Here is a 23,590-nt window from a genome sequence, read left to right as displayed (position 1 = left end):
ACATACTTGTCAAAAAAGAAACAGTCCGTGATGTCAGCCTGTGAATTGCGGGCATAAGTCAGCGACGGACAGCAAGGCCAAGAGCGAGCATCGACCAGCCCTGGATGAGAAGGTCGCAGGCAAGGAAAAGCCCGAGGATCCAGAGGCTGTTCACCGGCCAGCCGAGGTAGATCACGACACCGGCGAGCGCAGTGATGATGCCGCTGATGAGGACCCAGACCCAACCCTTGACCGGGCGCATACGCCAGCCGACCCAGATGCGGAATATGCCGGCAATCAGCAGGGCGATGGCAAGAAAGAGCGTCAGCGCTGCCGATGCCAAGAGCGGATTCATGAAGGTGAAGACTCCGGCCAGCACGTAGAGCACGCCGCTCAACGCCCAAAACAGCACCTGGTCCCAGCTTCGCACCTGAAATGCGTGGATCAGGTAGGTGATGCCGCCGATCAGCATCAGTACGCCGACATAGTAGACGGACACAACGGTCGCCATCACGACGTTTGCCAATGCGATGATGCCGCAGACGATCAGCAGCACGCCCAGCGCGACGAACCAGCCCCATTTCGATTGCAGCGACGAAAAGCTCAGTCGATCAGATATGTCGGTCATGGCACACCTCCCGGTTGGTAAACGAGTATGCCGCAAAAACACGCAATTGGAAGTGGTTAGCCATATGCACTCCCCGCCAGATTTTTGTTGATTGACCAGTCAATCAAAATTATGCTTGGGTATGTTCATGGAGTGATGCGATGCCCAAGGTCGGAATGGAGCCGGTTCGCCGCAAGGCGCTCGTCGATGCCGCGTTGCGCGTGATTGGCGATCACGGCTCGCTTACGGTCACCATGTCTGAAATTGCCCGGCAGGCCGGTGTGTCGCCGGCGCTGGCGCACCATTATTTCGGCAGCAAGGAGCAGCTGCTGATCGAGACTGTCCGCTCGCTTCTAAAGCAACTGCGCGACGACGCAGTGACGGCGTTGAAGGCGGTAGATACACCGCGTGCAAAAATCTCCGCCGTGATCCGTGTCAGCTTCCAGGCCAACCAGTTCGCGCCGGCAACGATTGCCGCCTGGCTCGCCTTCTACGCCGAGGCGCAGCGTTCCGAGGAGACCCGGCGCTTCCTCGTCATCTATGCCCGCCGTCTGCGGTCGAACCTCGTCGCCAACCTGAAAGCGCTCTGCCCCGGCGATGCCGCAGAACGCATCGCTGAAGGCGCGGCTGCGATGATCGACGGGCTTTATATCCGCCAAAGTCTGAGGTCAGCGCCTGTCAGCATCGAGGCATCGATCTCGCTTACCGAAGACTACATCAATTCACAGCTTGCCGCCCTTGCGAAAGGACAGATCCAGTGACCCTCAGAGCCCAGCCGAAAGCCTCCCATTTCATCGACGGCGAATACGTCGAGGATGACGCCGGGAGTGTCATCGAAAGCATCTATCCGGCGACCGGCGAGGTTATCGCCCGCCTGCACGCGGCAACGCCTGCCATCGTCGAGAAGGCGATCGCGGCAGCCAAGCGCGCCCAGCCGGAATGGGCAGCGATGAGCCCGACGGTCCGCGGTCGCATCCTGAAGCGAGCAGCCGATCTCATTCGCGAACGCAATCGCGAACTGTCAGAACTGGAGACGCTGGATACCGGCAAGCCGATCCAGGAAACGATTGTTGCCGATCCGACTTCGGGTGCCGACAGCTTCGAGTTCTTCGGCGGTGTGATCGCTGCCGGTCTCAACGGTTCCTACATCCCGCTCGGCGGCGATTTCGCCTACACCAAGCGCGTGCCGCTCGGCGTCTGCGTCGGCATCGGCGCCTGGAACTATCCGCAGCAGATCGCCTGCTGGAAGGGCGCACCGGCGCTTGCCGCAGGCAATGCCATGGTCTTCAAGCCGTCGGAAAACACGCCGCTCGGCGCGCTTGCCATTGCTGAGATCCTGCACGAAGCCGGCCTGCCGAAGGGGCTCTACAACGTCATCCAGGGCGACCGCGAGACCGGGCCGCTGCTGGTCAACCATCCTGACGTTGCCAAGGTGTCGCTGACGGGTTCAGTTCCGACAGGCCGCAAGGTCGCGGCTGCCGCTGCCGGCAGCCTCAAGCATGTGACCATGGAGCTCGGTGGCAAGTCGCCTTTGATCGTCTTCGACGATGCCGACATCGACAGCGCCGTCGGCGGCGCCATGCTCGGCAATTTCTATTCGACCGGACAAGTCTGCTCGAACGGCACCCGCGTCTTCGTACAGCGGAAGATCAAGGCTGAGTTCCTGAAGCGACTGAAGGCCCGTACCGAAGCCATCCTGATCGGTGATCCGATGGATGAGGCAACGCAGCTCGGGCCGATGGTCTCCTGGGCGCAGCGCGACAAGGTTCTCTCCTACATCGAGAAGGGCAAGACCGAGGGCGCAACGCTTGTCACCGGCGGCGGCATCCCGAACAACGTCTCCGGCGAAGGCTACTATGTGCAGCCGACCGTCTTTGCCGACGTCACCGACGAGATGACGATCGCCCGCGAGGAGATCTTCGGACCCGTCATGTGCGTGCTCGATTTCGATGACGAGGCCGAGGTCATCGCTCGCGGCAACGCTACGGAATTCGGCCTTTCGGCCGGCGTCTTCACATCAGACCTGACGCGCGCCCATCGCGTCGTCGACCAGCTCGAGGCCGGGACGCTGTGGATCAACACCTACAACCTCTGCCCTGTCGAAATCCCGTTCGGCGGCTCCAAGCAATCCGGTTTCGGACGCGAAAATTCGCTGGCGGCACTGGAGCACTACTCGGAGCTGAAGACGGTCTATGTCGGCATGGGGCCGGTGCAGGCGCCTTATTGAGGCAGCACGCAGCCAGCACCGGCAGGTAGCATTCAATTTTGCTTCGTCCCGATCGGCTCTCCAGCCGATCCGAGGATGAGGCGGTGAATCGGAAAAGAAGCACATCATGCAGCAGGCAGATTTCGTCATCATCGGCTCCGGCTCGGCGGGCTCGGCGCTTGCCTACCGGCTTTCGGAAGGCGGCAAGAATACCGTCATCGTCATCGAGGCGGGTGGTTCCGATTTCGGGCCGTTCATCCAGATGCCGGCAGCGCTTGCGTGGCCGATGAGCATGAAGCGCTACAACTGGGGCTATCTCTCCGAGCCCGAGCCAAACCTCAACAATCGACGCATCACCGCACCGCGCGGCAAGGTGATCGGCGGCTCCTCCTCGATCAACGGCATGGTCTATGTGCGCGGCCACGCCGAGGACTATAACCGCTGGGAGGAGCTCGGTGCGCAAGGTTGGGCCTATGCCGACGTTCTCCCCTACTTCAAGCGCATGGAACACAGCCACGGCGGCGAGGAAGGCTGGCGCGGCACCGATGGGCCGCTGCATGTCCAGCGCGGTGTCTTCCGCAACCCGCTGTTCCAGGCCTTCGTTGAGGCCGGCAAGCAGGCGGGCTTCGAGGCGACCGAGGACTATAACGGCTCGAAGCAGGAAGGCTTCGGGCTTATGGAGCAGACGATCTTCGGCGGCCGTCGCTGGTCGGCCGCGTCAGCCTATCTGAAACCGGCGCTGAAACGCCCGAACGTCGAGGTTGTCTACGGCCACGCCCAGAAGGTGATGATCGAGAACGGCCGGGCTGTCGGTGTCGAGATCGAGCGCGGCGGCAAGATCGAGGTCGTCAAGGCGAACCGCGAAGTGATTGTCTCGGCCTCCTCGTTCAATTCGCCGAAGCTGCTGATGCTCTCGGGCATCGGCCCCGGCGCGCATCTGCAGGACATGGGCATCGAGGTCAAGGCGAACCGCCCGGGCGTCGGCGCCAACCTGCAGGACCATATGGAATTCTACTTCCAGCAGGTCAGCACCAAGCCGGTTTCGCTCTATTCCTGGCTTCCCTGGTTCTGGCAGGGCGTTGCCGGCGCGCAGTGGATGTTCACCAAATCGGGCCTCGGCACCTCGAACCAGTTCGAGGCCTGCGCCTTCCTGCGTTCCGCGCCCGGCGTCAAGCAGCCTGACATCCAGTACCACTTCCTGCCGGTCGCGATCAGCTATGACGGCAAGGCGGCGGCCAAGAGCCACGGCTTCCAGGTGCATGTAGGCTACAACCTGTCGAAGTCCCGCGGCAACGTCACGCTTGGTTCCTCGGACCCGAAGGCCGATCCCGTCATCCGCTTCAACTACATGAGCCATCCCGAGGACTGGGAAAAGTTTCGCCATTGCGTGCGGCTGACCCGCGAGATCTTCGGCCAGAAGGCCTTCGACCAGTATCGCGGACCTGAGATCCAGCCGGGCGAGAACGTGCAGACAGACGAGCAGATCGACGCCTTCCTGCGCGAGCACCTTGAAAGCGCCTATCACCCCTGCGGCACCTGCAAGATGGGCGCGAAGACCGATCCGATGGCGGTCGTCGATCCCGAGACGCGCGTCATCGGCGTCGACGGCCTGCGCGTCGCGGACAGCTCGATCTTCCCGCATGTCACCTATGGCAACCTGAACGGGCCATCGATCATGACCGGCGAGAAGGCCGCCGACCATATCCTCGGCAAGCAGCCGCTGCCGCGTTCCAATCAGGAGCCGTGGATCAACCCGCGCTGGGAAACGAGCGATCGCTAGAATCGCTGTCAGATAAAGCCGATCCAGCGACCGGCGAGGAGCGCGGATACCCAGACGGCGGCAGAGACGCCGGCCTGAAACCGCAAGCCAGGTGGTGGCGCCTTGCCTGATAAGACCTGCCCCCAGGCTGCCTGACTGTGGACCAAGGCAGCGTTCACGATTCCGAGCATCAGGAGCCCCAGCTTCGCGAGAAACGCTGGGTTTCCGGCGTATTCAATCGGCTTGACGCTGAACAGGGCAAAGCCGGTAATCAGCGCTCCCGCGAGGCCCACCGCTGCCGCTCTCGATAGGAACGGACCAATGATGGCCAGTGGCGCCGAGCCAAAAAGGCCCATCAGCCGAAGATCCAGCGGAAGGATCGCCCCGATCAGCAGCGCGATCGAAAGGATATGGGCGGCATTGACGACCATGTAGACAAGCGCCGAGCGCCGCAACCCTGACGAGAGCGGGGATGCGGCGAGCCATTCCAGGAACTCGATTTCCATCACTCAGTTCGTCTGGATCCGTTCAGGATAGATGTCGTAGCGCTTGTCGGCGACGGTGATCCTCACGGCCTTCATCCGCTTTTCGTCGGCCTTCTGTGAGCGGTTTCCAAGGACGACAATCGCATCGCCCTTCTTTGCGGAGCCTTCGACAAAACCGGAGCGTGCGGTCTGCCGGGGATTGCCGAGTTCGATGAGCCAGACGCCGTCGTCAGCGGTCGCGACATCCAGCGTCGGGTGCGGACCGCCCATCGTTATCTTCTCAATGGTTCCCCGTAATTCCGTCTGCTCACCCTCGGCCCACGTCCAGCCGTGATGCGCGGCGGCTCCCGTCGCCAAACTCAGTGCCAGAACCGCACCAATTGCCATCCGTTTCGAGCTCATGAGATGCATGTTCGTTTCTCCCTATCCCTGGACAGGGGCGAATTGGCGCACAATCCGGCGATTGAAAGCCATCTCACTGAATCTTGAAGCGTCCGAGCGACCAACATCATCCACCCGCAGAGGCTTCCGGCCTTGCAAGCAGACGACATGGCGCAGATAAGGGGCCCAACCTCTGCCCCCTAAAATAGCGCCGCAGGAACGACATGCCCCCATCCTACAGAAAATCGAAGCTTCTTCGGCGATCACGCGTGTTATGGGGCTCCTTTTCGCTCTGGCGTCCGCGGCTGGTGTTCTGGTGCGGTGCCCTGGCGATCGGCGTCATCAGCGTCGGCTTCGCGCGGATGGCCGATATGGCGCAGAAGGCGTTTGCCTCGATCACCACGTCGGGCGAGTGGTCGTTCCTGCTGCCGTTGCTCATCACACCGCTCGGCTTCGTTCTCTCTGCCTATATCGCTGCGACGTTGTTCCCCAACTCGCAGGGCAGCGGCATTCCACAGGCGATTGCCGCGCGGCATCTGCATGACGAGGTGGATCGCTCGCGGCTGCTGTCGCTCAGGATCGCTCTTGGCAAGATCGTGCTGACGGTGCTTGGACTGCTCAGCGGCGCGTCGATCGGGCGTGAGGGCCCAACCGTGCAGGTAGGCGCCTCGATAATGCTGGCCGTTGCGCGCTTCGGCGGCATGGCGCAGGCACGAGGGCTCATCCTCGCCGGATCGGCAGCTGGTATAGCGGCTGCATTCAACACGCCGCTTGCCGGTATCGTGTTTGCGATCGAGGAAATGAGCCGGGCCTACGAATCCCGCGCCAATGGTCTGGTTCTGACCGCCGTGATCCTTTCGGGCCTAGCCGCCCTCGGCCTTGCCGGCAGCTATAACTACTTCGGCTCGACCTCCGTTGCGCCGATGACGCTCGCCGACTGGAGCCTTGTGCTGATCTGCGGGGTTGGTGGAGGGGCGCTCGGGGCCGCGTTCAGCGGACTGGCACTGCATGTCGGCCAGCGCATCCGGCGTTGGGCGCAGCCGCAGCCATTGAAGCGGATGCTCTGCCTTGCCGGCGCCTGCGGCCTCGCGATCGCCATCATCGGCGTCGCTTCCGGCGGCATGACCTTTGGCACCGGCTATGAACAGGCAAGAAGCGCTGTCGAAGGAGAAGCACTGCCGCTGCTTTTCTTTGTCGAGAAGCTGATTGCAAGCTTCCTGTCGATGATGTCGGGCATTCCCGGCGGCATTTTTGCGCCGTCGCTTGCCGTCGGCGCCGGCTTCGGCAGCACGGTGGGCACACTGGTTGGCAGCAGCATCGCGCTCGCGGCAATTCTGGGCATGGCAGGCTATTTTGCGGGAGTGGTGCAGGCACCGATGACTGCCTTCGTCATCATTCTGGAGATGACCGGGGATCATCAGGCGGTGATCCCGATCATGGCGGTGTCGATGATCGGCTACGTCACTTCGCGGCTGCTGTCCCGCGAGCCGTTGTACCACGGGCTGTCGAGGGTCTTCATCGCAGCCGCCATCCGTGCGCGGCGGGCAGCGGAGCACAAGGCAAACGCGGAGGAAGCGGTCAGCTAAACCGAGAGTACATAAGGGATGCGCACGCCCGGTGCGTCCGCTGGAAAATCCTTGCTGTTGCGTGTGACGAGTAGCATCGAGCTCGTGTCGGCGGTTGCCCAGATAATGGCGTCGGGCAGCTTGATCCTGTATTCCTTCCTAATCTCTACGGCCCTCTCCGCGACGGAAGCTTCCAGTGAAACGATCTGGAAGCCTCCCAGGAAACGACGCGTGGCATCCGCGACATCAGGACCGGCACCTGCTAGCACTTCCACCCAGGTGATAATGCTGATTGCCGCCGTGTCGTAGCGATCAAACTCCTCGGCGGCTTGTGGAACAGCATTCAGGTAATCGATGAGGATGTTGGTATCGAACAGTGGCTTTACCATTCGCCCCTGATCTCCTCCTGATAAGCCAAGCCATCGACCTTCCGATTACCCCAAAGCCCGAACGCCTGGCTTCTGTCGTCGACCGAACTCTGTTCGAGGAAAGCGCTGACCGCCTTGCGAATGAGAGAGGCGCGCGACACATTCTTCGTCGCGGCGAGATCGTTCAGCGCTTTCAGATCATCATCATCGATGTCAACGAGCGTTCTCATCATAATGTACTCCGATATATGATATCATCAATGTATATCACATATCGCGCGGATGCAATTCTGCAGCAGTGGGCACGAGGCCAATGGACAGATCGCGACCTAAGCCAGCAGTCGCGTGACCTGAGCGCCCCTTGCGGGCGCGACGGCATCGGCGATCGTGGTCGAGAACAGCACCTTGCGGGTGGCATCGGCGACCTTGGCGAAGACGTGGCGAATCTCGCAGTTCTGCTCGCCGTCGCAGTCATCGCACTTGCGATAAGCGGTAATGGAGAGGCAGGGGAGCGGCGCGATCGGGCCGTCGATGATGCGCAGCACCTCACCGAAAGTGATCATGTCGGCCGGTTTCAGCAAGAGATAGCCGCCCGTCTTGCCGCGACGGCTGGCGACGATGCCCTGATGCTTGAGGTCCAGCAGGATCTGTTCGAGGAACTTCTTCGGTATCTTCTGCTGCGCCGCAATGTCGGAAATCATCACAGGTTCACCGCGATCGGCTTCAGCCAATACCGTCAGCGCCCTGAGCGCATATTTTGCCTTCTGCGTAATCATTTTCGACCGTCGACACACACATGGCGGGCGGAATCACCAACCCACCGCAAGCTCGATACTGTCTCTATGGCACACGCAGCATGAACGGAATTTGAACGAACCTGCGAAGCCCTTGAGAGACAAGGTTTTTGGCCTTGTTTTTTTGCCCTCACCAATGCCTCAAATCTACTGCAAAATGCGTCCCCGATGTCATCAATTCACATTTCCGATTGACAGGCAACGTGTTACTCTACTAAATCAATAGACAATTGGATCGACCGACGGCAAATGACCGCCGGTGCGGCTGCTTTTCCGCATTGCAGCGGCCGGGGAGAGATATTTGCTCCTATCGCGCCCGCTTTCGAAATCCGTTTTTCTGTCCGATCCAAGCCTGACCTGCGATACTCCGGCCAACATCAAGGACAGGATCCCCATGACTGTTGCTGCCAACCCAAACGCTGAAGCGGAAACGCTGAATGCGAAACTAGCAGGCCTTGACCTTGCCGGGCGTCTGTCGCTCGTTGCCGGTCTTGGCGGCCGCGTTGTCTTTACCACCTCCCTCGGCATCGAGGACCAGGTGATCACGGCCGAAATCGGCAATCACCGCCTGCCGATCGATGTCGCAACGCTGCAGACCGGACGCTTGTTTCCGGAAACGCTTGCGTTGATCGACGAGACCGAGAAGCAATACGACATCCACATCAGCCGCTACGAGCCTGAACAGGCCGATATCGACGCCTATGCCGCGAAGTATGGCCTGAACGGCTTCTACGAAAGCGTCGAAGCCAGGCATGCCTGTTGTGGCGTGCGCAAGCTGAAGCCGCTTGCGCGCGCACTCGATGGGGCAACCATCTGGATCACCGGTCTGCGCCGCGGCCAATCGGCCAACCGCGCCGAAACGCCGTTTGCCGAGTATGACGCCGAACGCCACCTGTTGAAGGTCAACCCGCTTGCCGATTGGGACCTCGACATCATCAAGGCCTACGTCGCCGACAACAGCGTGCCGGTCAATCCACTGCATGCCCGTGGCTACCCCTCGATCGGATGCGAACCCTGCACGCGGGCGATCAAGCCCGGCGAGCCGGAACGCGCCGGCCGCTGGTGGTGGGAACAGGACGAGAAGCGTGAATGCGGTTTGCATGTGGCTGAAGAAGCCTCAGCGATCGCCGCACAACAGTAACCCGTCGACTTCGGGATCGGAGCGCGGCTTCCCGCCTGCGCTCCTCGAAGTCTGAAATGCACCTCGTTCCGGAGGCCTCCCGTCCTGGAATGATCGAAGTCTGGAGTTAGAAATGCCCGATAGCCGTCCGGATACGGAACTCAACAATCCCCAGAGCGCCAAGCCGCCGCTCGACCCGCATTTGAAGGCGCTTGAAAACGAAGCGATCCACATTTTCCGCGAAGTCGCAGCCGAGTTCGAGAAGCCCGTCATGCTCTACTCGATCGGCAAGGACTCGTCGGTCCTGCTGCATCTTGCGCGCAAGGCGTTCTACCCCGGCCGCGTCCCCTTCCCGCTGCTGCACGTCAACACCGGCTGGAAGTTCGCGGAGATGATTACGTTCCGCGACGAGATCGTCAAGAAGTACGATCTCGACCTGATCGAGCACATCAATCCGCGCGGCACGGCCGAGAACATCACGCCGTTCACCTACGGTTCGGCGCGCTACACCGACATCATGAAGACGGAAGCGCTGCGCAATGCGCTCGACGCCGGAAAGTTCGATGCAGCCTTCGGCGGCGCCCGCCGCGACGAGGAAGCGAGCCGTGCCAAGGAGCGCATCTATTCCTTCCGCACGCCTGACCATCGCTGGGATCCGCGCAACCAGCGCCCCGAGCTCTGGAACGTCTACAACGGCCAGATCCGCAAGGGCGAAAGCGTTCGCGTCTTCCCGCTGTCGAACTGGACCGAGGTCGACATCTGGCGCTACATCCAGGCGGAAAACATTCCGATCGTGCCGCTCTATTTCGCGGCAAAGCGCCCCTATGTGGAGCGCGACGGCATGATGATTGCTGCCTCCGATCCGCGGCTTGAACTGCTGCCAGGCGAAACGAAGCAGGAGGATTCCATCCGCTTCCGCACGCTCGGCTGCTTCCCGCTGACGGGCGCGATCCGCTCGACCGCCACCACCCTTGAAGACATCATCGCGGAGCTGGAAATCGCCACGGTTTCCGAACGACAGGGCCGCGCCATCGACCGCGACCAGTCCGGTTCCATGGAAAAGAAGAAGCGTGAAGGATATTTCTGAGATGACCGCAGCCGTAACCGCCGCACACGCCCTCGCCGTGCCCGCCGCAGAACCCGCGACGGCGACCCGCGACTCGCGACCGCTGCGCCTCATCACCTGCGGCAGCGTCGATGATGGCAAGTCCACCCTGATCGGCCGCCTGCTTTGGGACACCAAGGCAGTCAAGGAAGACCAGGCCGCCACGCTGCAACGCGATTCCACCGGCAAGCAGAACGATCTCGGCCTGCCCGACTTCGCGCTGCTGCTCGACGGCCTGCAGGCCGAGCGCGAACAGGGCATCACCATCGATGTCGCCTATCGCTACTTCTCGACCGACAAGCGCTCGTTCATCGTTGCCGACACGCCCGGCCATGAGCAGTACACCCGCAACATGGCGACCGGCGCCTCCACCGCCGATCTCGCCGTCCTGCTCGTCGATGCACGCGCCGGCATTCTGGAGCAGACGCGTCGCCATGCAACGATCGCCTCGCTGCTCGGCATCAAGCAGTTCGTGCTTGCCGTCAACAAGATCGACCTGACGAACTACGACCGCGCCGGCTTCGAGAAGATCACGCACGAGTTCCGCGAATTCGCGCTGTCGCTCGGCGTCAAGCAGATCACCGCGATCCCGATGTCGGCCCTGAAGGGCGAGAACGTCGTCTACTCCGGCGAAGCATCGATGCCGTGGTATGCCGGCCCGACGCTGGTCGAAACGCTCGAACTTGCCACCGTCCGCTCCTCGCAGGCGACCGGTTTCCGCTTCTCCGTACAGCGCGTCTCGCGCCCGGGCGAGAGCTTCCGTGGCTACCAGGGCACTGTTGCCGGCGGTTCCGTCAAGCCGGGTGACAGCGTCATGATCCTGCCGTCGGGCATGGTTGCCAACGTTTCCAAGATCGTCACCTTCGATCTGGTGCGCAACGCTGCCGTTGCCGGCGACGCGATCACGCTGGTTCTCGACCGTCAGGTCGACGTTGCACGCGGCGACATGATCGTCTCGATCGACAGCCAGCCGCAGGTCGGCGTGTCGTTCGACGCACAGATCGTGGCGCTGCAGCCTGAGGGCATCGAAGCCGGCAAGCGCTACTGGCTGAAGAGCGGCAGCCGCCGTCAACGCGTGCAGGTGCAGCCGTTGGCTCAGCTCGAGCTGAAGACCGGCGCCTGGGCTCCTGTCGATACGCTCTACATGAACGCGATCGGCAAGGTACGCCTCGCCTTCGACGAACAGGCGATCTTCGATCCCTACGAGCAGAACCGCGCGTCCGGCTCCTTCATCCTGATCGACCCCGAGACCAACAACACGGTCGCCGGCGGCATGATATCAGGAAAGCGCAGCGAGCTCGGTGGTATTCACGGCGGCGACGCCCGCGTGATCCTGTCGTTGCCGGCCGATCTTGCCGACCAGATCATGGCAAGTGAACTCTTCGCCAACCGCCGCCACGAGGCGGAGGTGCGGCGCATGACCGCCGCCGAGGCCGCCGATCTCTGGTCGAATGCGGCAAGCGACATCTAAGAAAAACGAAAACGGGGCCCGATCGGCCCCGTTTCTTTTTATCTCGCGTACCGCCTACCACAAGGGCATGTGACGGTTGACGTCCTTGTAGAGCAGATAGCGGAAGCGACCGGGGCCCCCGGCGTAGCAGGCCTGCGGGCAGAAGGCGCGCAGCCACATGAAGTCGCCCGCTTCCACTTCGACCCAATCCTTGTTGAGACGGTAGACGGCCTTGCCCTCAAGCACATAGAGGCCATGCTCCATGACGTGCGTCTCCATGAAGGGGATGACCCCGCCCGGTTCGAGCGTCACGATGGTGACGTGCATGTCGTAGCGCAGGTCGGCTGGATCGATGAAACGTGTCGTTGCCCACACGCCCTTGGTGTCCGGCATCGGCTGAGGCGGATGCTCGTCCTCATGCGTGAACATCGCCGGCGGCGGCTCCAGGCCCTCGACTTCCTGGAAGGCTTTGCGGATCCAGTGGAACTTCACCGGCGCGGCACTTCCGTTCCGCAGCGTCCAGCGGGAACCGGCCGGCAGGAAGGCGAAGGAACCGGTGCGCATGGCGTGGGCCGTTCCTTCGAACTCGACAGTCATCTCGCCTTCGACGACGAAGAGCACGCCTTCGGCACGCTTCTCCGGCTCCGGCCTGTCACTGCCGCCACCCGGCTGCACTTCCATGATGTATTGCGAAAAGGTCTCGGAAAAACCCGTCATCGGGCGGGAAATCACCCAGGCGCGCGTCCCCTCCCAATGCGGAAGGTAACTGGTGACGATATCAGTCATCACCGTACGCGGGATGACGGCGTAGGCCGTCGTGAACACAGCCTTGCTGGACAGGAGTTCGGTCTGCGGCGGCAGGCCGCCCATGTCGGAGTAGAAGTTCGAGCTGCTCATTGGTTCACTTTTCGCGGACTGGGATTGTCAACCTGCTTTAAGCGCCGCATCTCTTCTAGGCAACCGTAAGATTTGCGAGCCGGCCGCCCGGTCGCAGGAGAGATCAAATGAGCCTGGAAAAACTTCGCGAAGACTATACCCAGCGGATCAAGGAGTATGAGGACAGCCTCCAGTCAATGAGCGAGAATGAGGTCAAGCACTTCCGCTCCGAGGGCGGCGGACCGCTTTCCGACATCACTGAGCAGATTCGCAACGAGTATCACCGACACATCGAGACCTATGCGACCTTGATTGCGCAGATCGATGCAATCCTCGGTGCATAGGGTCGTCCCGGTCACAGACTGGAGCGACGTACGCGCATAGACGGATGTCATGGGATCAGGCAATCCTGGCCAGCCGGATGTCGGCGCCATCGGCCAATATCTGCGCCTGGGTGACCGAGACGTTCGCCGCCGCCATCAATAGCAGGGACAAACCCACCGCACGTGGCACTTCCTGCTCGCCGGATGCCCAGCGTCCCGTTGTCACATGGTCGACTCCGAAGAGCCGTTCGACACCTGCGGCGCTCAGTCCTGTGACGGCAACCGCAGCTTTGTATTCTGAGGCTTTCATGCACTGTTCCTCGCCCGCCAGAAGCGTGCTTGCCCTGATATATTTGATGTGAAGGTTGCTACTTTAGTCCAAGCTTATTTTCATGGATACCGAAAGGCGACATATGAAGGCCCATTTGCGACTCAAAGGTCAGGCCTGAACTTCCGGCTCCATCGCCGCGCCTGGCTCTCCGATCGGAGCCGCGCAGAACTCGCCTCCGGCAAAAAGCGACGCCATGAAAAGGCCGACCCGCAAGGCATTTGCGGCGATCGTCAGGCTCGGATTCGTGCCGCCGCTGCTCGGGAAGAATGAGCCGTCGACGACGAACAGGTTGGAGATATCGTGCGAACGGTTGTTTTTATCGAGGACTGATGTTTTCGGATCATCGCCGAAGCGGCAGGTGCCGCAGGCGTGGCCAAGGTTCAGGCTGACGCCCGAACTGAGCACTGCCATGCGGTGCCTTGCAAAAACCGCGCGATAGAGATGTCGGAAACGTCCTATGCGCTCCTTCAATTCCTCGTGGACGGTATAGTGGAAGTGAATATCGCATGGCGCGTCTCCGCCCGGGACAACGCGGTTCTCGGGATAGGGATAGTCTTCCATAATCGACGCAAAGATCGTCGCCCTTCCGAAAAGCAGGGAGCCCAGCATCGCCGGAATATGCAAAAACGGTTTCACCAGCCTGAACAGGCCCGGCCGGCTACGCTCAAGCTTCCCTCTGAGAAAGTGCAGGACATTGCCGCGACCGGCTGTCAGACCCGTAGACTGTATCTGCCCAAGTTTGCTTCCCTGATGCGAGTAGAAGTCACGCAGGCCGATTGCCTTCGTCGGTGAGCGCACCCGGGTGCCCCGGCGCGGCCAAACCGCGATAAAATCGGAAAGATGGAACATCAAGTTGCGACCGACCATGCCCGACGAGTTCGCAACGCCGGAGGGCCAGATCGGGCTTGCCGAGTTGAGCATCAGAACCGGAGTTGAAAGGGCACCGGCAGCAAGGGCGTAAACTCCCGCCTTCACCTTGAACTCGTGTCCTTTGCTCCGGCAAAGAAGCTCCGTCACATTGGCGCCGTTGGCTTCAATCCGCTCGACGATGCAATCCGTCAGTATGCTCACATTGCCCGTTTCGAGCGCCGGCTCGAGAAATGCGTCGCGCGCATTCATCTTCCCCCCGTCCGGATGGACGGTATCGGCGACATGCAGCCGATAGGGATGCATGCCGTTGTGGCGCAACGACTGAAAGAAGTGACGATCGCACGCATTGAGAGGATCAGGATCCCAGAGTTGATCGCCAGGCCCCTGCAAGGGATCGAACCCGCCGCGCACCTGGAAACGCTCTTCCGCCGCGCGGTAAAAAGGCGCCATGTCATCATAGGGAACCGGCCATGCCGGAGCCCTTCCCTCTCCGTCCGCCGGCGTTTGGAAATCGTCGCGCTGGAAGCGCTCCAAGGCTGCGGCATAGAGCAGTGTGGAGCCGCCGAGACCGCAGCCAAGCGATGGCAGGAAGGCGCTCGTCACGCCATCGACCGTCCCCTTGATGCGGTCGGGCCACTGCCCGAGACGGATCAACTCTTCGCCTTCAGGCATGTCCACGCCGCCAGCGCCTCGGTCGATCGCCGCCGCGCCTCTCTCGATGATCAGGACCCGGCGACCAGACAACGCCAACGAGTAGGCAAGCGCAGAGCCACCCATCCCGGCCCCGACAATTGCGACATCCCATGCCTTCTCATGCGGATCGCCCATAAACAGTCCTAGCAAGCCATGGCTGAGTTTGGTGAGTGTTGTGCTCAAGATAAAAAGGACAGGCAAGATGACCAAATGGAGGAGGCTGCGGTCATTGGCCGGTTTGACGATCCGTCGGCTGTCAAACATATGGGCAGACCACGCGGCTTCACCGACCGCGTTTTTGGTTCGCGGCGTGAGACAAATCCGGCATTGTACTGCAAAGAAAAAAGCCCGCTTGCGCGGGCTTTTCGGCTGGTCGGAGTGGAGTGATTCGAACACTCGACCCCCACGTCCCGAACGTGGTGCGCTACCAGACTGCGCTACACTCCGTGACCAGCGGCGCCTCTATAGACCGGCCCATCCCGTTGCGCAAGCACCAAAATTCAAAAGCCGGCGCATTTTTTCGGAGACGCCTGAGGGCGACAAAGCACACATTTTCTGGAACAAAAAGCCACACTCTCGGCAAATTTTGCAATTGCGAAGGCGGGCCGATTTTCTTTTGCCGGGTTCCACGCTAAAGCGCTCGGCGGGACAAGCGGAAACCGTTGCAGACCAGCGATTCCCGCCGTCGAATGCGCGACAACTTCAGGGACGATAGAATGAAACTCCGCACCTTTGCCGCGGCTGGGCTTGCCATTGCGCTTGCCGGCTGCACGACCGTTCAGACCTCCGCAGACCCGATCTCCAGCCGCTGGGTTGGCCAGTCGGCCGGCAAGTTCTTCGCCGCCTACGGCCCGCCGATCAACGACATCGAGAACGGCTCGGGCGTCAACTACACGTGGAAGGGCGGCTACAAGACGGTTCGCGTGCCCGCGAAATACGCGGAAGGCGCCGATGGCAAGCGCGGCAAGCAGATCTCGCCAGCCCGGACGCAGTATCTGCGGTGCCAGGCTGAAATCGCGACCAGCTCCGACTACACCATCCGCAGCATCCGCGTCGTCGGCGATATCCCAGGCCAGAACGGCCCATCCTATTGCGCCGAGTTCCTGGCGCCAGCAAAGCCCGCACAGTAAGACTAATCAGATTAGCTGGTCGCCCGCCAGTAAAGATCGGTAGGCGACCGGCTTGATATTTGTAGAAACGCCGTTATTGCCGCACGAACCTTTTATAAATCGCTTCGTTCTGACCTTTTTCATCCAATTTAAAGGGCTTCAAATACTCAAGCAATTTGGCCGAATGGCGCTTTCCGTGGTAAATTCCATCATCCATCCAAGACCTACTCGTCAGGTATGTTGTATTATTTTCGATATGCTCAACAAATTCGTCATGAGGCACCAAGTAGAGGCCTTCTCCAACAGGGAAGGCGATCCCTATGTTCCTTTTCATGTACTTCCGATCAATGGTCCATCTGCTCTTGAATTGTATTTTTATTAGTAAGTCAATTTCCTCACGATAGATAATTAGGTCAACGCCGGTATCAAATTCAGGGACAAACGGGATAAAGCCGCCGTCGAGAAATACCGGCGCAAACTTATAGCGGATTTTGAGTTCCTGGATAAATCCAGTGTGATTCGGCATTGGAGTTACTTTCTGGAAATTGATGTACAGTGCCTAGGCGGCAACATCGTTGATGTGACGCCACGGACAATTTTAGGATTGTAATTCTTAATATTAAGCAGCCCAAGATGGATTAAATACCACTACGGGTATGGCTGGGGCGCCAGGATTCGAACCTGGGAATGCCGGTACCAAAAACCGGTGCCTTACCGCTTGGCGACGCCCCACCAGAGCTTGAAAGCGGAGACCGCTTGCCAAATCGACGCCTGCTTAGCAAAGCTCGCCTGCGGTCACAATCATTAAGTTTCGGGCGATCGCATATTTCTGTGCGCTTTTTGCGACGCCATGGTAGGTCTCGCGTCGACCGTACAGGACGATGGAGTGACGATGAGCCAGTACCGCGCCCGCCCGCCTGCCCTTGCAACGCTGCTGCTTGACGATGCTGTGGTTCGGATCACGCGTTGGGACTTCGAGCCGGGCGCCGACACCGGCATTCACACCCATGGGATGGGCTATGTCGTCGTGCCGATGACCGACTGCCAGTTTCTGCTGGAGGAAAAGGACGGCAGCCGCAGGGTCGATGTTGCCAAGGGCGCGGCCTACCGGCGCGATGTCGGCGTGGAGCACAATGTCGTCAATGCCGGCGACCAGCCGATGTCCTTCATCGAGATCGAATACAAGTAGATGGCAAGTCCCGAGTTCAACCTGGCCTTCGAGCCGGCCTATGGCCAAGCGGTACCTGTTGCGCCAGGCGTGCAGCGCGTCACAGTCAACAATCCGAGCGCCTTCACCTTCCACGGCACCAACAGCTACATTGTCGGGGACCGCTCGACGGCAGTCATCGATCCCGGGCCGGAGGACGAAGCGCACTTCCAGGCCTTGATGGCAGCGCTCGACGGACGCGAGGTCACTCATATCTTCGTCAGCCATACGCATCGCGATCACTCCCCCCTCTCGCGGCGCCTGCAGGCGGCAACCGGCGCGCGGATCGTAGCCGAAGGGCCGCACCGCGCCGCCCGACCGTTGCACCAGGGCGAAGTCAATCCCTTTGCCGAGAGCTCGGATCACGATTTCAGGCCCGACATTGCAATTGGCGATGGCGAAACGATCGAGGGCGACGGCTGGAAGCTGAGGGGAGTGCTGACACCCGGACATACGGCCAATCACGCCGCGTTCGCGCTGGAGGGGACGGGCATCCTTTTTTCCGCCGACCATGTCATGGCATGGGCCACGTCAATCGTTGCGCCACCGGACGGCTCCATGGCCGACTATATGGCCTCCCTCGACAAGCTGATCGAGCGCCACGACCGCGTGCTGTTCCCGGGACATGGCGGTCCGGTGCGCAAACCGGTTTCCTTCATGCGGGCGCTCAAGACCCACCGCCGGATGCGCGAGCGCGCCGTCCTCGGCAGGATCCGTGCCGGCGATCGCAACATCCCTGACATGGTGAAGGTGATCTATCGCGACACCGACCCGCGCCTGCACGGCGCCGCCGCACTTTCCGTTCTTGCCCATATCGAGGATCTCATCGAGCGCGGCGAAATCGAGACAGATGGACCACCTGCGCTGCTCGGATCGTACCAACCGGCGAAGCGGAGCTAGCTTCATGCGCGGTCCTTACAGCTATCGCACCGATACCACCGTGCCGGCCTTTGCGGATGACAAACCGCTTATCGTGTTCGATGGCGAATGCGTGTTCTGCTCGGCATGGATCCAGTTCGTTCTGAAACATGACCGAGCGGAGCGTTACCGTTTCCTTGCTGCGCAGTCGCCGCTCGGGGAAGCACTCTACAGGCACTACGGGCTGGACGGACGCGACTACGAAACCAACATCCTGATCGAGGACGGGCGCGCTCACTTCAAGTCGCGAGGGACGATCCGCATGGCTGCGGGGCTCGGTTTTCCCTGGTCGCTGGTCAAGGTCCTCAGGCTGTTGCCGCAGGGACTTGCCGACAGGCTTTACGAGTTCGTCGCCCGCAACCGATTGCGCATTGCCGGCCGGCGTTCAACCTGCTTCGTGCCAAGCCCGGAGCAGAGGGATCGCTTTCTGGGCTGAACGGCAGTCGAACGTCAACACGGAGCAGATCAGCTGCCGGCGATACCGAGCAATTCAGAGTCCAGCGCCTTCAGATAGTCCTCTGCGATATCGGCGCTGAGGCCGAGGTCGTGCGGCCCGTAGCGCGAGGCGACGCGAACATCGACAAGGGTCGTTTCCGCTTCTTCGCGCAGCCGGATGACGATGTCGAAACGCAGGCCGAGAACCAGCGTGCGAGTTTCGCCCTGCAGCGTCACGCCGTTCGCCCTTCGAATGAGTTGCGCCACGTCGTCGTCATAGGGCCGCGGGGTCGGGATCGGTACGGCCTCCGGTGCTTCGGCAACCGCGCCGTCGTCAGGCTGCGGCTTCGCCGGCCGGTCTTCCAGGTCGCGGGCCGGCTCACTATCACCCTCGGCGCGGGTGATGCGGATGCCGCTCTGCTTGGCGACCTTCTTCACAGCTTCGAGCACACGGTCGATCGCCCCGTCATAGCGGCGGCCGGTCAGTTCCGGATAGGCTTCGACCTGCTTTTCGCGATCCTCCGTCGTCACCTCAGGCTTCCGTTTCAGCCAGGTCTGATCGGCATTCGGGGTCTTCAGCCAATCGGGCGCAGAAACCAGATCGCTCGACACGTCGTAGATTGCCGGCAGCGCAAAATAGCGCTCGACGGCAATACCGCCGATCGCAAGCGGAAGTGCTGCGAAAATAATGGCTTTCAGCGCATCAAGCCCGCCTTGAGCGCCGGTCAGCCAGAGGCTGCGAAGCCCGGCAATGGCAAGCAAGGCCGCAAGGAGCGCGAAGCCGGCAGAGACGAGCAGAACCAGCACCAGGTAAGGCGTTGCAAGGCCGGCAAAACGATGGCCGACCAGGGCCGCGATGCAGAGAACCAGTGCAAATGCCCCGAACCTCCGCGCAAAGCGGGAGGCACTTGAAACGGGGCGGTCGAAACGGATTGCCATCAAACTTACCGACTACTCGCAAGCGGCGCGTCCCGCATGAACACGCAAATCGTCCTCGACCTGTTTAGTGCAAGATTCGCCTAAATTGAAACTGTTGTGTCGGCTTGAAGCACGCAATCCACGAAGAAGACGACATGGCGTACGCAAGCATTTTCTGATATTCGTTAATCTGCAGTTGTGCGGCTTCCATCGCGCACCGACCCAACAGGAGAAGGGCAATGATTGCACCGGAGCCTGCATCGGGACCCCAGGCACCGACGCTGGGGCCGGCCGATCATGCGGATCCATTACTGCCGATCGAGCTTCTGGAGCTGGAACTGTCGCTCGACGGATATGACGGCAAAGCCGATTTCTGCGAGACGGTGCGCGTAGCTTCCACCAAAGCCGGCGGAGAGTTCCTCTTCGACCTTCCGGCCGAAGGCCTGATGGACGACTGTCAGCGGATCGCCGTGCTTCGTATCCCCTCGGTCAACGAAAAGATGCGCGTCGTGCTCGCCGTGCTCGATCACAGCGGCACGGAGATCCGCATGGAGGCGCCCGACCCTGCGACAGCCCACCTCGTCCGCTTCGCCGACGCCTTCGTCAAGGTTCTCGAACGGTTCTGACCGGCATCAGGGCTGGAGCGGGACTCAGGCCGAAAACCGCTCACACTTTTCGGTATTCCGCTCTAGTGCCGCTCAGCCGCCGCTTCCGCCAGGCTGCGGAACGGGAATTTTCGTCCGCATTCGCACTTGATCATGCTGGTTTCCTGGTGATTTGACGCGCGCTGGATAAAGAAACCGCGCGGCAGGTGATCGACGTTGAAGCCGGGATGCTTGCGCTTCGGATCGTCGTTTTCGGACGCCTCTGCAAAGCCGCTATTACCGCATTGCGGGCAGGTCAGTTTCTTCGAAAATCGATCGCGCAGTGCCATGCTTGCCTTCCAGTGTAGTCAGAGCCGCCTTCTTACAGGCGATCGACGAGCGGTCAAAGCCATTCACGCGAAAGGCCGGCGGCAAGTTGCGATCGCAAAAGCCGGCCTTTACCCTAAGCCATTCTTTTAGTTGACTGTAAGCCGGGATTGGCGTCATCTGATCGTCAAACGTTCCCGTTGCGAAGACTCACCCGATGCGTATGTTCGTTTTATCTCTTGTGCTTGCCGCAACTGCCGTGAGCCTCTCGGCGTGCCAGACGCTATCGCCGGAGCAGCAGCGCGCCGCCGATGAAGACCAATGCCGGCGCTATGGCTTTAAATACGGAACGGACGGCTTTGCCGGCTGCCTGCAGCGCATCGATCTCTACCGCCGCGCCCAGTACCGCTATGACAGCGACAGGCTCATGATGGGGATGGCGTTTGAACTCGACCCGTCCTACTACGGTCGCCCCTATTGGCGGCACTATCGTTGGTGATCACGGCCTGCGCAGCTGCAAGCCGGGCGATCGGCACGCGGAAAGGTGAACAGGACACATAGTCCAATCCGATTTCCTCACAGAAATGGATGGATGCAGGGTCGCCGCCGTGTTCGCCGCAGATTCCGAGCTTCATGTCGTTGCGCGTGCGCCTGCCGCGTTCGGCAGCGATTCGGATCAACTCCCCGACGCCGTCGAAATCAAGCGAAATGAAGGGATCGTGCTCGATGATCCCCTTGCGTTGGTAGGTCGGGATGAATGCGGACGCATCGTCGCGCGAGATGCCGAAGGTCGTCTGCGTAAGGTCGTTGGTGCCGAAAGAGAAGAACTCTGCCGCCTCGGCAATGATATGGGCCCGGAGCGCCGCGCGCGGCAACTCGATCATCGTGCCGACCAGGTAGTCGATCCGCATGCCCGCCTCTGCCGTCACTTCCCCGGCGATGGCGTCGATGCGCTCCTTGACGTAGTCCAGCTCCGAACGCAGCCCGACGAGCGGCACCATGATTTCGGGCTCGACGGCGGCGCCTGTCTCATGAGCGGCGGCGACAGCAGCCTCGAAAATGGCTCGCGCCTGCATCTCGACGATTTCCGGATAGGAGATTGCGAGACGGCAGCCACGATGCCCGAGCATCGGATTGAATTCGTGCAGCGCATCGACCCGCTGGCGCAACGCTGCGGCCTCCATGCCCATGGCAGCCGCAACGTCCGCGATCTCCTCGTCGGTCTTCGGCAGGAACTCGTGCAATGGCGGGTCGAGCAAACGGATCGTCACCGGAAGCCCATGCATGACATTGAAGAGGCTGGTGAAATCATGCCGCTGCACCGGCAGCAGCCTGTCAAGCGCGGCACGGCGGCCAGTCTCGTCCTCGGCCAGGATCATCTCGCGCATCAGATGGATGCGGTCACCTTCGAAGAACATGTGCTCGGTGCGGCAAAGGCCAATGCCTTCGGCACCGAAGGAGCGAGCAGCGCGCGCGTCGGCCGGCGTATCAGCATTCGTGCGGACGGTCATGCGGCGCGCCTGATCGGCCCACTGCATGATGCGTCCGAAATCTCCCGAAAGCTCCGGCTGGACCATCTGCACGTCGCCCTTCAGCACCTGTCCGGCCGAGCCGTCAATGGTGATGACGTCGCCCTTCTTCAGGTTGACGCCGACACCGATCAGCCGCTCGTTGCGAACGTCGATACGCATGCTGCCGGCACCGACAACACAGGGGATGCCCATGCCACGCGCGACGACCGCAGCATGACTGGTCATGCCGCCGCGGGTCGTCAAAATGCCTTCGGCCGCGTGCATGCCGTGAATATCTTCGGGACTGGTCTCGACGCGCAGCAGTATGACCTTACGGCCCTCCTCCGAAGCCGTGACAGCCTCCTCGGCCGTGAAGACGATCTCGCCCGTTGCAGCGCCCGGTGACGCCGGCAGACCCGTGCCGATGACCTCACGCGACACCCGCGGATCGATCGTCGGGTGCAGGAGCTGGTCGAGGGAAGACGGTTCGATCCGAAGCACGGCCTCCGCCTCCGTGATCACCTTCTCGTCCACCATGTCGACGGTAATCTTCATCGCCGCGCGCGTGGAGCGCTTCCCCGAGCGCGTCTGCAGCATCCAGAGCTTGCCACGCTCAATGGTGAACTCAATGTCCTGCATGTCACGGTAATGTGCCTCAAGCTCGGCGCAGATGCGTGACAGCTCCCTGAATGCCTCCGGCATCAGCTTTTCCATCGATGGCCGATCGGAGCCAGAGCTGATGCGGCCCTCCTCATTGATACTCTGCGGCGTACGGATGCCGGCGACGACATCCTCGCCCTGCGCATTGACGAGGAACTCACCGTAAAGCGATTTTTCGCCTGTCGAAGGGTTGCGGGTGAAGGCAACACCGGTTGCTGATGAATTGCCGTGGTTGCCGAAAACCATTGCCTGGATGTTGATCGCCGTTCCCCAGCCTTCAGGAATATTGTGAAGCTGGCGATAGGTGACGGCGCGAGCGCTCATCCAGCTTGCGAAAACGGCGCCGACCGCGCCCCAAAGCTGTACCTCTGGATCCTGCGGAAACTCCTCGCCCAGCTCTTCCTCAATGACGCTCTTGTAGAGCGAGACCACGTGCTGCCATTCGCTGGCGGACAGCTCGGTGTCGTATTCGTGCCCGAGGCGGGCCTTCTCGTCCTCGAGTATTTCCTCGAACACGTCATGATCGAGGCGCATGACGACATCGGCATACATCTGGATGAAACGGCGATAGCTGTCCCAGGCAAACCGCGCATCGCCGGCATCATGGCCTAGCGCCTGTACCGTCTCGTCGTTGAGACCGAGATTGAGAACGGTGTCCATCATTCCCGGCATCGACACGCGGGCGCCGGAGCGCACGGAGAGCAGCAAAGGTCGACTGCCCGCGCCGAACCGGCGGCCCGTGATTCCCTCGATGCACTCGATGCCGGCGCGAACCTGTTCCTTCAGTTCGTGGGCAATCTGTCGCCCGTCCTTGTAGTAAGCGGAGCATGCATCGGTGGTGATCGTCAGACCGGGAGGAACAGGAAGGCCAAGATTGCACATCTCCGCAAGGTTGGCGCCCTTGCCGCCCAAGCGCTCGCTCTCGAGAGCGCTACCCTCCGCCCTGCCATTGCCGAATGTGTAGACCCACTTGGTCATATTCCCCCCAACACCAAATCCGGATCAACTT

General features: G+C 61.1%; 27 protein-coding genes and 2 tRNA genes. 13 read left to right on the top strand and 16 right to left on the bottom strand.

The genetic code is table 11. The annotated features are described in order from the left end of the window. Nucleotides 1-58: 58 nt before the first annotated feature. A complete protein-coding gene (locus JNB88_RS19655) occupies nt 59-607 on the bottom strand; it encodes an HdeD family acid-resistance protein (protein WP_037135785.1) in 549 nt (182 codons plus the stop codon). A 140-nt stretch (nt 608-747) separates the two neighbouring features. Here JNB88_RS19655 and betI point away from each other — a divergent pair, with 140 nt between their 5' ends. The 3 genes from betI to betA all read left to right on the top strand — a co-directional run bounded on the left by betI (nt 748) and on the right by betA (nt 4,572). Further along, a complete protein-coding gene (gene betI, locus JNB88_RS19650; RefSeq protein ID WP_220356907.1) occupies nt 748-1,347 on the top strand; it encodes a transcriptional regulator BetI in 600 nt (199 codons plus the stop codon). Next, nucleotides 1,344-2,813: a betaine-aldehyde dehydrogenase gene (betB, locus tag JNB88_RS19645; RefSeq protein WP_220356906.1), complete on the top strand. Its 1,470-nt coding sequence runs from the start codon at nt 1,344-1,346 to the stop codon at nt 2,811-2,813. Before betI ends, betB begins: the two co-directional genes overlap by 4 nt. Nucleotides 2,814-2,919: 106 nt before the next feature. Then, a complete protein-coding gene (gene betA / locus JNB88_RS19640) occupies nt 2,920-4,572 on the top strand; it encodes a choline dehydrogenase (RefSeq protein WP_220356905.1) in 1,653 nt (550 codons plus the stop codon). 8 nt (nt 4,573-4,580) lie between these two features. Here the strand turns inward: betA and JNB88_RS19635 are convergent, their stop codons facing one another. Then, nucleotides 4,581-5,057: a DUF6644 family protein gene (locus JNB88_RS19635; protein ID WP_220356904.1), complete on the bottom strand. Its 477-nt coding sequence runs from the start codon at nt 5,055-5,057 to the stop codon at nt 4,581-4,583. Between the two features lie 3 nt (nt 5,058-5,060). Continuing rightward, nucleotides 5,061-5,447 carry a DUF6152 family protein gene (locus JNB88_RS19630; protein WP_220356903.1) on the bottom strand — a complete coding sequence of 129 codons (387 nt, stop codon included), beginning with the start codon at nt 5,445-5,447 and terminating at the stop codon, nt 5,061-5,063. 194 nt (nt 5,448-5,641) lie between these two features. On the opposite strand from JNB88_RS19630, the gene JNB88_RS19625 reads away from it, so the two are divergent. Beyond that, on the top strand, nt 5,642-7,003 hold the full coding sequence (locus tag JNB88_RS19625) for a chloride channel protein (protein ID WP_220356902.1): 1,362 nt from the start codon (nt 5,642-5,644) through the stop codon (nt 7,001-7,003). Here the strand turns inward: JNB88_RS19625 and JNB88_RS19620 are convergent. The 3 genes from JNB88_RS19620 to JNB88_RS19610 form a co-directional block, all read right to left on the bottom strand. Further along, nucleotides 7,000-7,371, bottom strand: a complete 372-nt coding sequence (locus tag JNB88_RS19620; RefSeq protein WP_220356901.1) for a type II toxin-antitoxin system VapC family toxin — start codon at nt 7,369-7,371, stop codon at nt 7,000-7,002. The genes JNB88_RS19625 and JNB88_RS19620 overlap by 4 nt on opposite strands. Then, nucleotides 7,365-7,580 (bottom strand): ribbon-helix-helix domain-containing protein, encoded by a 216-nt coding sequence (locus JNB88_RS19615; RefSeq protein ID WP_037135851.1) that lies wholly within the window; start codon nt 7,578-7,580, stop codon nt 7,365-7,367. The genes JNB88_RS19620 and JNB88_RS19615 overlap by 7 nt, the downstream gene beginning before the upstream one ends. 99 nt (nt 7,581-7,679) lie before the next feature. After that, nucleotides 7,680-8,126 (bottom strand): RrF2 family transcriptional regulator, encoded by a 447-nt coding sequence (locus JNB88_RS19610; RefSeq protein WP_037135770.1) that lies wholly within the window; start codon nt 8,124-8,126, stop codon nt 7,680-7,682. 412 nt (nt 8,127-8,538) lie between these two features. On the opposite strand from JNB88_RS19610, the gene JNB88_RS19605 reads away from it, so the two are divergent. The 3 genes from JNB88_RS19605 to cysN all read left to right on the top strand — a co-directional run bounded on the left by JNB88_RS19605 (nt 8,539) and on the right by cysN (nt 11,840). Continuing rightward, entirely contained in the window at nt 8,539-9,285 is a 747-nt protein-coding gene (locus JNB88_RS19605; RefSeq protein ID WP_220356976.1) for a phosphoadenylyl-sulfate reductase, read from the top strand. Nucleotides 9,286-9,397: 112 nt separating this feature from the next. Further along, the gene (cysD, locus tag JNB88_RS19600) at nt 9,398-10,351 is read left to right on the top strand and encodes a sulfate adenylyltransferase subunit CysD (RefSeq protein WP_220356900.1); all 954 of its coding nucleotides are present in this window, start codon (nt 9,398-9,400) and stop codon (nt 10,349-10,351) included. A gap of 1 nt (nt 10,352) precedes the next feature. Then, complete coding sequence (gene cysN, locus JNB88_RS19595; protein ID WP_220356899.1) at nt 10,353-11,840, top strand: sulfate adenylyltransferase subunit CysN; 1,488 nt, start codon at nt 10,353-10,355, stop codon at nt 11,838-11,840. Nucleotides 11,841-11,894: 54 nt separating this feature from the next. Here cysN and JNB88_RS19590 read toward each other — a convergent pair whose 3' ends face one another. Next, entirely contained in the window at nt 11,895-12,716 is an 822-nt protein-coding gene (locus tag JNB88_RS19590; protein WP_220356898.1) for a bifunctional allantoicase/(S)-ureidoglycine aminohydrolase, read from the bottom strand. Nucleotides 12,717-12,823: 107 nt separating this feature from the next. Here JNB88_RS19590 and JNB88_RS19585 point away from each other — a divergent pair, with 107 nt between their 5' ends. Beyond that, the gene (locus JNB88_RS19585; RefSeq protein ID WP_037135763.1) at nt 12,824-13,039 is read left to right on the top strand and encodes a hypothetical protein; all 216 of its coding nucleotides are present in this window, start codon (nt 12,824-12,826) and stop codon (nt 13,037-13,039) included. 55 nt (nt 13,040-13,094) lie between these two features. Here the strand turns inward: JNB88_RS19585 and JNB88_RS19580 are convergent, their stop codons facing one another. The 3 genes from JNB88_RS19580 to JNB88_RS19570 form a co-directional block, all read right to left on the bottom strand. Then, nucleotides 13,095-13,328, bottom strand: coding sequence for a hypothetical protein (locus JNB88_RS19580; protein ID WP_037135761.1), 234 nt, complete (start codon nt 13,326-13,328; stop codon nt 13,095-13,097). 129 nt (nt 13,329-13,457) lie between these two features. Further along, the gene (locus tag JNB88_RS19575) at nt 13,458-15,047 is read right to left on the bottom strand and encodes an FAD-dependent oxidoreductase (protein ID WP_220356897.1); all 1,590 of its coding nucleotides are present in this window, start codon (nt 15,045-15,047) and stop codon (nt 13,458-13,460) included. 235 nt (nt 15,048-15,282) lie between these two features. After that, nucleotides 15,283-15,359, bottom strand: a tRNA-Pro gene (locus JNB88_RS19570). A gap of 269 nt (nt 15,360-15,628) precedes the next feature. Here JNB88_RS19570 and JNB88_RS19565 point away from each other — a divergent pair. Continuing rightward, nucleotides 15,629-16,042 (top strand): hypothetical protein, encoded by a 414-nt coding sequence (locus tag JNB88_RS19565; protein WP_220356896.1) that lies wholly within the window; start codon nt 15,629-15,631, stop codon nt 16,040-16,042. A 73-nt stretch (nt 16,043-16,115) separates the two neighbouring features. On the opposite strand, the gene JNB88_RS19560 is transcribed toward JNB88_RS19565, so the two are convergent. Together JNB88_RS19560 and JNB88_RS19555 are read right to left on the bottom strand one after the other, a co-directional pair. Then, entirely contained in the window at nt 16,116-16,547 is a 432-nt protein-coding gene (locus JNB88_RS19560) for a hypothetical protein (RefSeq protein ID WP_220356895.1), read from the bottom strand. 131 nt (nt 16,548-16,678) lie between these two features. Next, nucleotides 16,679-16,753: transfer RNA gene (locus JNB88_RS19555), tRNA-Gln, on the bottom strand. A gap of 160 nt (nt 16,754-16,913) precedes the next feature. Here JNB88_RS19555 and JNB88_RS19550 point away from each other — a divergent pair. From JNB88_RS19550 to JNB88_RS19540, 3 genes are read left to right on the top strand one after another with little or no spacing between them, the layout of a single operon-like run. Beyond that, on the top strand, nt 16,914-17,210 hold the full coding sequence (locus JNB88_RS19550; RefSeq protein WP_220356894.1) for a cupin domain-containing protein: 297 nt from the start codon (nt 16,914-16,916) through the stop codon (nt 17,208-17,210). Continuing rightward, nucleotides 17,211-18,128, top strand: coding sequence for an MBL fold metallo-hydrolase (locus tag JNB88_RS19545; protein ID WP_220356893.1), 918 nt, complete (start codon nt 17,211-17,213; stop codon nt 18,126-18,128). Nucleotides 18,129-18,132: 4 nt separating this feature from the next. Continuing rightward, nucleotides 18,133-18,582 carry a thiol-disulfide oxidoreductase DCC family protein gene (locus JNB88_RS19540; RefSeq protein ID WP_220356892.1) on the top strand — a complete coding sequence of 150 codons (450 nt, stop codon included), beginning with the start codon at nt 18,133-18,135 and terminating at the stop codon, nt 18,580-18,582. Between the two features lie 29 nt (nt 18,583-18,611). Here JNB88_RS19540 and JNB88_RS19535 read toward each other — a convergent pair whose 3' ends face one another. The 3 genes from JNB88_RS19535 to JNB88_RS19525 form a co-directional block, all read right to left on the bottom strand. Beyond that, on the bottom strand, nt 18,612-19,520 hold the full coding sequence (locus JNB88_RS19535; protein WP_220356891.1) for a DUF1499 domain-containing protein: 909 nt from the start codon (nt 19,518-19,520) through the stop codon (nt 18,612-18,614). Between the two features lie 287 nt (nt 19,521-19,807). After that, entirely contained in the window at nt 19,808-20,029 is a 222-nt protein-coding gene (locus JNB88_RS34655; RefSeq protein ID WP_420832201.1) for a PHP-associated domain-containing protein, read from the bottom strand. Between the two features lie 158 nt (nt 20,030-20,187). Further along, nucleotides 20,188-20,433, bottom strand: a complete 246-nt coding sequence (locus JNB88_RS19525; RefSeq protein ID WP_037135754.1) for a hypothetical protein — start codon at nt 20,431-20,433, stop codon at nt 20,188-20,190. A gap of 194 nt (nt 20,434-20,627) precedes the next feature. On the opposite strand from JNB88_RS19525, the gene JNB88_RS19520 reads away from it, so the two are divergent. Then, the gene (locus JNB88_RS19520; RefSeq protein WP_081931051.1) at nt 20,628-20,909 is read left to right on the top strand and encodes a hypothetical protein; all 282 of its coding nucleotides are present in this window, start codon (nt 20,628-20,630) and stop codon (nt 20,907-20,909) included. Here JNB88_RS19520 and ppdK read toward each other — a convergent pair. Next, nucleotides 20,836-23,559, bottom strand: a complete 2,724-nt coding sequence (gene ppdK / locus JNB88_RS19515) for a pyruvate, phosphate dikinase (protein ID WP_220356889.1) — start codon at nt 23,557-23,559, stop codon at nt 20,836-20,838. The genes JNB88_RS19520 and ppdK overlap by 74 nt on opposite strands. Nucleotides 23,560-23,590: the final 31 nt, after the last annotated feature.

Origin of the sequence: Rhizobium cauense (genome assembly GCF_019511525.1) — a bacterium.
GTDB lineage: Bacteria > Pseudomonadota > Alphaproteobacteria > Rhizobiales > Rhizobiaceae > Rhizobium > Rhizobium cauense.
This window is presented reverse-complemented; position numbering and strand designations above follow the sequence as displayed.

Coding starts and splice junctions, on each gene's coding strand:
- JNB88_RS19655 (WP_037135785.1), bottom strand. CDS start 607: ATGACCGACATATCTGATCGACTGAGCTTTTCGTCGCTGCAATCGAAA.
- betI (WP_220356907.1), top strand. CDS start 748: ATGCCCAAGGTCGGAATGGAGCCGGTTCGCCGCAAGGCGCTCGTCGAT.
- betA (WP_220356905.1), top strand. CDS start 2,920: ATGCAGCAGGCAGATTTCGTCATCATCGGCTCCGGCTCGGCGGGCTCG.
- JNB88_RS19635 (WP_220356904.1), bottom strand. CDS start 5,057: ATGGAAATCGAGTTCCTGGAATGGCTCGCCGCATCCCCGCTCTCGTCA.
- JNB88_RS19630 (WP_220356903.1), bottom strand. CDS start 5,447: ATGCATCTCATGAGCTCGAAACGGATGGCAATTGGTGCGGTTCTGGCA.
- JNB88_RS19625 (WP_220356902.1), top strand. CDS start 5,642: ATGCCCCCATCCTACAGAAAATCGAAGCTTCTTCGGCGATCACGCGTG.
- JNB88_RS19620 (WP_220356901.1), bottom strand. CDS start 7,371: ATGGTAAAGCCACTGTTCGATACCAACATCCTCATCGATTACCTGAAT.
- JNB88_RS19615 (WP_037135851.1), bottom strand. CDS start 7,580: ATGAGAACGCTCGTTGACATCGATGATGATGATCTGAAAGCGCTGAAC.
- JNB88_RS19610 (WP_037135770.1), bottom strand. CDS start 8,126: ATGATTACGCAGAAGGCAAAATATGCGCTCAGGGCGCTGACGGTATTG.
- JNB88_RS19605 (WP_220356976.1), top strand. CDS start 8,539: ATGACTGTTGCTGCCAACCCAAACGCTGAAGCGGAAACGCTGAATGCG.
- cysD (WP_220356900.1), top strand. CDS start 9,398: ATGCCCGATAGCCGTCCGGATACGGAACTCAACAATCCCCAGAGCGCC.
- cysN (WP_220356899.1), top strand. CDS start 10,353: ATGACCGCAGCCGTAACCGCCGCACACGCCCTCGCCGTGCCCGCCGCA.
- JNB88_RS19590 (WP_220356898.1), bottom strand. CDS start 12,716: ATGAGCAGCTCGAACTTCTACTCCGACATGGGCGGCCTGCCGCCGCAG.
- JNB88_RS19585 (WP_037135763.1), top strand. CDS start 12,824: ATGAGCCTGGAAAAACTTCGCGAAGACTATACCCAGCGGATCAAGGAG.
- JNB88_RS19580 (WP_037135761.1), bottom strand. CDS start 13,328: ATGAAAGCCTCAGAATACAAAGCTGCGGTTGCCGTCACAGGACTGAGC.
- JNB88_RS19575 (WP_220356897.1), bottom strand. CDS start 15,047: ATGGGCGATCCGCATGAGAAGGCATGGGATGTCGCAATTGTCGGGGCC.
- JNB88_RS19565 (WP_220356896.1), top strand. CDS start 15,629: ATGAAACTCCGCACCTTTGCCGCGGCTGGGCTTGCCATTGCGCTTGCC.
- JNB88_RS19560 (WP_220356895.1), bottom strand. CDS start 16,547: ATGCCGAATCACACTGGATTTATCCAGGAACTCAAAATCCGCTATAAG.
- JNB88_RS19550 (WP_220356894.1), top strand. CDS start 16,914: ATGAGCCAGTACCGCGCCCGCCCGCCTGCCCTTGCAACGCTGCTGCTT.
- JNB88_RS19545 (WP_220356893.1), top strand. CDS start 17,211: ATGGCAAGTCCCGAGTTCAACCTGGCCTTCGAGCCGGCCTATGGCCAA.
- JNB88_RS19540 (WP_220356892.1), top strand. CDS start 18,133: ATGCGCGGTCCTTACAGCTATCGCACCGATACCACCGTGCCGGCCTTT.
- JNB88_RS19535 (WP_220356891.1), bottom strand. CDS start 19,520: ATGGCAATCCGTTTCGACCGCCCCGTTTCAAGTGCCTCCCGCTTTGCG.
- JNB88_RS19525 (WP_037135754.1), bottom strand. CDS start 20,433: ATGGCACTGCGCGATCGATTTTCGAAGAAACTGACCTGCCCGCAATGC.
- JNB88_RS19520 (WP_081931051.1), top strand. CDS start 20,628: ATGCGTATGTTCGTTTTATCTCTTGTGCTTGCCGCAACTGCCGTGAGC.
- ppdK (WP_220356889.1), bottom strand. CDS start 23,559: ATGACCAAGTGGGTCTACACATTCGGCAATGGCAGGGCGGAGGGTAGC.